This window comes from Pantoea sp. sgz302252 (genome assembly GCF_047713085.1).
Taxonomy (GTDB): Bacteria; Pseudomonadota; Gammaproteobacteria; order Enterobacterales; family Enterobacteriaceae; genus Scandinavium.
In genome coordinates, this window is sequence record NZ_JBLFJW010000066.1 from 1 (window position 1) to 5737 (window position 5737).

The 5737-nt window shown below is 49.5% G+C and carries 4 protein-coding genes, 4 tRNA genes and 1 rRNA gene; 8 read left to right on the plus strand and 1 reads right to left on the minus strand.

Annotated features, from left to right (window positions below; translation table 11 throughout):
• Positions 1–133 precede the first annotated feature (133 nt).
• The 3 genes from rrf (at position 134) to birA (ending at position 2433) form a co-directional block, all read left to right on the plus strand.
• A 5S ribosomal RNA gene (rrf, locus tag ACLW56_RS24745) occupies positions 134–249 on the plus strand.
• A gap of 22 nt (positions 250–271) precedes the next feature.
• Positions 272–1474, plus strand: coding sequence for a UDP-N-acetylmuramate dehydrogenase (murB, locus tag ACLW56_RS24750; RefSeq protein ID WP_330986264.1), 1203 nt, complete (start codon positions 272–274; stop codon positions 1472–1474).
• Positions 1471–2433: a bifunctional biotin--[acetyl-CoA-carboxylase] ligase/biotin operon repressor BirA gene (gene birA / locus ACLW56_RS24755; protein WP_330986265.1), complete on the plus strand. Its 963-nt coding sequence runs from the start codon at positions 1471–1473 to the stop codon at positions 2431–2433. The genes murB and birA overlap by 4 nt, the downstream gene beginning before the upstream one ends.
• A 142-nt stretch (positions 2434–2575) precedes the next feature.
• On the opposite strand, the gene coaA is transcribed toward birA, so the two are convergent.
• Complete coding sequence (gene coaA, locus ACLW56_RS24760) at positions 2576–3526, minus strand: type I pantothenate kinase (RefSeq protein ID WP_330986266.1); 951 nt, start codon at positions 3524–3526, stop codon at positions 2576–2578.
• Between the two features lie 471 nt (positions 3527–3997).
• Between coaA and ACLW56_RS24765 the strand changes: the two genes are divergently transcribed.
• The 5 genes from ACLW56_RS24765 to tuf all read left to right on the plus strand — a co-directional run bounded on the left by ACLW56_RS24765 (position 3998) and on the right by tuf (position 5736).
• Positions 3998–4073, plus strand: a tRNA-Thr gene (locus ACLW56_RS24765).
• 8 nt (positions 4074–4081) lie between these two features.
• A tRNA-Tyr gene (locus tag ACLW56_RS24770) sits at positions 4082–4166 on the plus strand.
• 118 nt (positions 4167–4284) lie between these two features.
• Positions 4285–4359: transfer RNA gene (locus ACLW56_RS24775), tRNA-Gly, on the plus strand.
• A 5-nt stretch (positions 4360–4364) separates the two neighbouring features.
• Positions 4365–4440, plus strand: a tRNA-Thr gene (locus ACLW56_RS24780).
• A gap of 111 nt (positions 4441–4551) precedes the next feature.
• Positions 4552–5736 carry an elongation factor Tu gene (tuf, locus tag ACLW56_RS24785; protein ID WP_330985041.1) on the plus strand — a complete coding sequence of 395 codons (1185 nt, stop codon included), beginning with the start codon at positions 4552–4554 and terminating at the stop codon, positions 5734–5736.
• Position 5737 lies beyond the last annotated feature (1 nt).

Below are 5737 nucleotides of genomic sequence, written 5' to 3' on the forward strand. Positions count from 1 at the left end.
TTGAGCTAACCGATACTAATGAACCGTGAGGCTTAACCTTACAACGCCGAAGCTGTTTTGGCGTGAGAGACGAAATTATCAGCTTGAACCAGATACATCATCCCGTAACAAACGGGATGATAAACAGAATTTGCCTGGCGGCAACAGCGCGGTGGTCCCACCTGACCCCATGCCGAACTCAGAAGTGAAACGCCGTAGCGCCGATGGTAGTGTGGGGTCTCCCCATGTGAGAGTAGGGAACTGCCAGGCATCAAATAAACAAGAAAACCTCATGCGAAAGCATGGGGTTTTTTTGTTTATCTGTTGTTTATCGGTGAACGCTCTCCAGAGCAGGGTTACACACTGTCCCTGCACAGATTTTCCACTCCCCGCCCACAGAGTTATTCACAAGCCTTCCCTGCCTGAATACGGTAAACTAGCCACGTTTTTGCATCTGGAAGCCACTATGAATCTCTCGTTAAAACCCTGGAACACTTTTGGTCTCGATCGCTACGCTAAACACATTGTTTGTGCTGACAGTGCCGAACAATTGCTGGAAGCCTGGCAGCAAGCCGCTTCGGACAATCAACCGGCTCTGATCCTGGGTGAGGGAAGTAATGTGCTTTTCCTGGAAGACTATGCTGGCACGGTTGTTATTAACCGAATCAAAGGCATCCAGGTCACCGATCAGCCTGAAGCCTGGCACCTCCATGTGGGGGCAGGTGAGAACTGGCATTGTCTTGTTAAATACACACTGGAACACGGAATGCCTGGACTGGAAAATCTGGCACTCATTCCGGGTTGTGCTGGTTCTTCACCCATCCAGAACATCGGTGCGTATGGCGTAGAGTTACAGCAGGTGTGTGAATACGTTGATTGCATTGAACTAGCCAGCGGTGAAGCGAAGCGTCTAAGTGCAAAAGAGTGCCGTTTTGGCTACCGTGACAGCATCTTTAAACATGAGTACCAGGATCGCTACGCGATTGTTGCTGTTGGTCTGAAACTCATGAAAAACTGGAAGCCAGTGCTCACCTATGGCGATTTGACTCGTCTGAATCCGCAGAGTGTCACGCCTCAAGAGGTGTTTGATGCGGTGTGCCACATGCGAATGACCAAATTGCCAGACCCAAAAGTGAATGGCAACGCAGGCAGCTTCTTTAAAAATCCTGTTGTCAGCCGTTCTATGGCTGATAAATTGCTGGCCGCTTTTCCTGGTGCGCCACATTACCCTCAAGCCGATGGCAGTGTGAAACTTGCAGCGGGCTGGTTAATCGATCAATGCCAGCTCAAAGGTACCCGCGTGGGTGGGGCGATGGTGCATCGGCAGCAGGCGCTGGTTCTGATTAACGAGAGTCATGCAACAAGCGAAGATGTTGTCGCTCTCGCTCACTCTGTTCGCCAGCAGGTTGGGGCAAAATTTGATGTCTGGCTGGAGCCCGAAGTCCGGTTCATGGGTTCGCACGGGGAAGTTAACGCCGTGGAGGTGATCGCGTGAAGGATAATACTGTTCCACTGACTCTCATCTCAATCCTTTCAGATGGCGAATTTCACTCTGGTGAACACCTTGGTGAAACGTTAGGGATGAGCCGGGCAGCAATCAATAAGCATATTCAAACGTTACGAGACTGGGGCGTTGATGTCTTCACGGTGCCGGGAAAAGGCTACAGCTTGCCTGAGCCTATCCAGTTGCTCGACGAATCGTTTATCCGCAGCAATATTGCTGAAGGCAGTGTCACGGTTCTGCCTGTTATCGATTCAACAAACCAGTACTTGCTTGAGCGTATAGGCACTTTGCAGACAGGTGATGCCTGTGTAGCAGAATATCAACAGGCTGGCCGTGGTCGTCGTGGCCGTAAATGGTTTTCACCCTTTGGCGCTAATCTCTACCTTTCTATGTACTGGCGACTGGAGCAGGGGCCCGCTGCGGCAATCGGCCTGAGTTTGGTTATCGGCATTGTCATGGCGGAAGTTTTGCAAAGCCTAGGCGCTGAGAAAGTCCGGGTTAAATGGCCAAATGATCTCTACCTGTCAGATCGAAAACTTGCCGGTATCCTGGTGGAATTAACGGGTAAAACAGGCGATGCCGCGCAGATTGTGATTGGTGCAGGTATAAACCTGGCAATGCGTCGGGTCGAGTCTGATGTGATTAATCAGGGCTGGATTAACCTTCAGGAAGCGGGTATTAAAATTGACCGCAATACACTTGCCGTTCGACTGATAAAAGAATTACGCGCGGCACTGCAGTTATTTGAGCAAGAAGGCCTGGCACCTTATCTCTCTCGTTGGAAAAAACTCGATAATTTTATTGATCGTCCGGTGAAGTTAATCATTGGCGAAAAGGAAATATTTGGTACTTCCCGGGGGATTGATACTCAAGGTGCGCTTCTGCTTGAGCAAGATGGGGTGATAAAACCCTGGGTTGGCGGAGAAATATCGCTTCGCAGCGCGGAATAAAAAAGGGAGCATCTGCTCCCTTGAAACTGATGACAAACCTCTAACGGATACAGTTTTGTCATGGGTGGCGGAACAAAAATAAGGAAAAACCACGCTTTTTCCTTCTTTGTCAGCAATCTGAAGGGAGCATTTGCTCCCTTTTTTATTTTCGTAACCGTATCTGTTCGACTGAATGATTCGCACTTTTAGCCAGAACAAGGCTCGCACGTTCGCGTGTTGGAAGTATATTTTCCTTAAGATTCACCAGGTTGATTTCATTCCATAACGAGGTGGCGATATTGACAGCTTCGTCTTTGCTGAGTTTCGCATAGTTATGGAAATAGGAATCAGGATCGGTGAATGCCCCTTCACGGAACTTCAGGAAACGATTGATATACCAGTTCTTCAGCAACTCTTCTGGCGCATCAACATAAATAGAGAAATCAACAAAGTCCGAAACGAATACATGGTGGGGATCATGGGGATAATCCATGCCACTCTGCAGAACGTTTAATCCTTCAAGAATTAAAATATCCGGATGAGTGACCGTTTTGTCACCATCAGGAATAACATCATAAATGAGATGGGAATAAACCGGGGCCGTCACATCTGGCGCACCCGATTTGATATCAGAGACGAACTTAACCAGCCGGTGCATATCGTACGACTGCGGAAAGCCTTTCTTCTTCATCAACCCACGTTCTTTCAACACATTATTAGGATGAAGGAATCCGTCAGTGGTGATCAACTCGACACGTCGATGTTCTGGCCAGCGGCTTAATAGCGCCTGTAGCACGCGTGCTGTTGTGCTTTTACCCACAGCGACGCTTCCCGCGATGCTAATCACGTAGGGAATGCGTGGCGCATTAGTGCCAAGGAATTGCTCCAGTACAGCCTGGCGACGCAGGTTGGAGCTGATATAGAAATTAAGCAAACGTGAGAGCGGCAGATAGATCTCAGCCACTTCTTCCAGTGACAAGTCTTCGTTGATGCCTTTTAACCGGGTAATTTCACCCTCGGTCAGGGTCATTGGCACGGAATCACGAAGTGCAGCCCACTGGCTACGATTAAACTGTAGATACGGCGTCATTAACGTTTGCTCTTTTTTGCTCATAAGCATGTTCTGTTCACCCTCATCCGTTCAGGCACTTGAGAGATGAGGAGACACTTTCAGTTAATCAGGACAATGGGCAGGAGGTTAACACCAGTTTGAAGAGAATAAGAAGAAAAAATCAGATTAAGTGATGCTTTCAGTAGAAAGCATCACACCCTGAAGCCCTGACTGGTTAGGGTGTGAACAGGTAAAGAAGGGATTACGTGCAGGGACGTCACTCTGAGTATAAAGAGAGAGCCGCTGCAATGACGTTGTTTTGTGTTGGAAGTAAGAAGAAGAGAAGCATTCTTGTGGGGAGGCAAGAGAGAAGAGAGTCTTTCTGATGGCAGAGATAGACCAATATTTATACTTCAACGCTGTAAATTTCATCATTTTTGCTTGCCTGTGCGCAAAATGTGAGCAAGAGATCGTTTTATGCAAATTTTTAGTTGCATGCCCCCGAATGTCTCCATAGAATGCGCGCTACTTGATGCCGACTTAGCTCAGTAGGTAGAGCAACTGACTTGTAATCAGTAGGTCACCAGTTCGATTCCGGTAGTCGGCACCATCAAGTCCGGTGGGGTTCCCGAGCGGCCAAAGGGAGCAGACTGTAAATCTGCCGTCACAGACTTCGAAGGTTCGAATCCTTCCCCCACCACCACTTTCTGGCAGCGTTTAGGCGCTACCTGAGTTGGTAGATAACATCGACCAGCTCGAACAAAAGAAGAGAGACATCTCTTTTTTTGCACAGAAAGAACTGGGTAGCCGAGTTTCAGGATGCGGGCATCGTATAATGGCTATTACCTCAGCCTTCCAAGCTGATGATGCGGGTTCGATTCCCGCTGCCCGCTCCAAACGTGCTGATATGGCTCAGTTGGTAGAGCGCACCCTTGGTAAGGGTGAGGTCCCCAGTTCGACTCTGGGTATCAGCACCACTTCATCATCTCCTCCCTGTTTCTCTTCTGTTATTGCATTCAACAAGTCAGGCATGTTGCCTGGTTGATGTGGTGATATCACCGATTTATCCGTGTCTAGAGGGACAATCGATGTCTAAAGAAAAGTTTGAACGTACAAAACCGCACGTTAACGTCGGTACTATCGGCCACGTTGACCATGGTAAAACAACGCTGACCGCTGCCATCACTACCGTACTGGCTAAAACCTACGGTGGTTCTGCTCGCGCATTCGATCAGATCGATAACGCACCAGAAGAAAAAGCTCGTGGTATCACCATCAACACTTCCCACGTTGAATATGACACCCCGTCCCGCCACTACGCGCACGTAGACTGCCCGGGTCACGCCGACTATGTTAAAAACATGATCACCGGTGCGGCTCAGATGGATGGCGCGATCCTGGTTGTTGCTGCGACTGACGGCCCTATGCCTCAGACTCGTGAGCACATCCTGCTGGGTCGCCAGGTAGGCGTTCCGTTCATCATCGTGTTCCTGAACAAATGCGACATGGTTGATGACGAAGAGCTGCTGGAACTGGTAGAAATGGAAGTTCGTGAACTTCTGTCTCAGTACGATTTCCCAGGTGACGACACTCCGATCGTTCGTGGTTCTGCGCTGAAAGCGCTGGAAGGCGAAGCAGAGTGGGAAGCGAAAATCATCGAACTGGCTGGCTTCCTGGATTCTTACATCCCGGAACCAGAGCGTGCGATTGACAAGCCGTTCCTGCTGCCAATCGAAGACGTATTCTCCATCTCCGGCCGTGGTACTGTAGTTACCGGTCGTGTAGAGCGCGGTATCGTTAAAGTTGGCGAAGAAGTAGAAATCGTGGGTATCAAAGAAACCGCGAAAACGACCTGTACTGGCGTTGAAATGTTCCGCAAACTGCTGGACGAAGGCCGTGCTGGTGAGAACGTTGGTGTTCTGCTGCGTGGTATCAAACGTGAAGAAATCGAACGTGGTCAGGTACTGGCGAAGCCAGGCTCAATCAAGCCACACACCAAGTTCGAATCTGAAGTGTACATCCTGTCCAAAGACGAAGGCGGCCGTCATACTCCGTTCTTCAAAGGCTACCGTCCACAGTTCTACTTCCGTACAACTGACGTGACCGGTACCATCGAACTGCCAGAAGGCGTAGAGATGGTCATGCCAGGCGACAACATCAAAATGGTTGTTACCCTGATCCACCCAATCGCGATGGATGACGGTCTGCGTTTCGCAATCCGTGAAGGCGGCCGTACCGTTGGCGCGGGCGTTGTTGCTAAAGTTATCAGCTAAT

Excerpts from the sequence above, each read along its gene's own strand:
- murB (WP_330986264.1), top strand. The coding sequence starts at position 272 with ATGCGAAAGCATGGGGTTTTTTTGTTTATCTGTTGTTTATCGGTGAAC.
- coaA (WP_330986266.1), bottom strand. The coding sequence starts at position 3,526 with ATGAGCAAAAAAGAGCAAACGTTAATGACGCCGTATCTACAGTTTAAT.
- tuf (WP_330985041.1), top strand. The coding sequence starts at position 4,552 with ATGTCTAAAGAAAAGTTTGAACGTACAAAACCGCACGTTAACGTCGGT.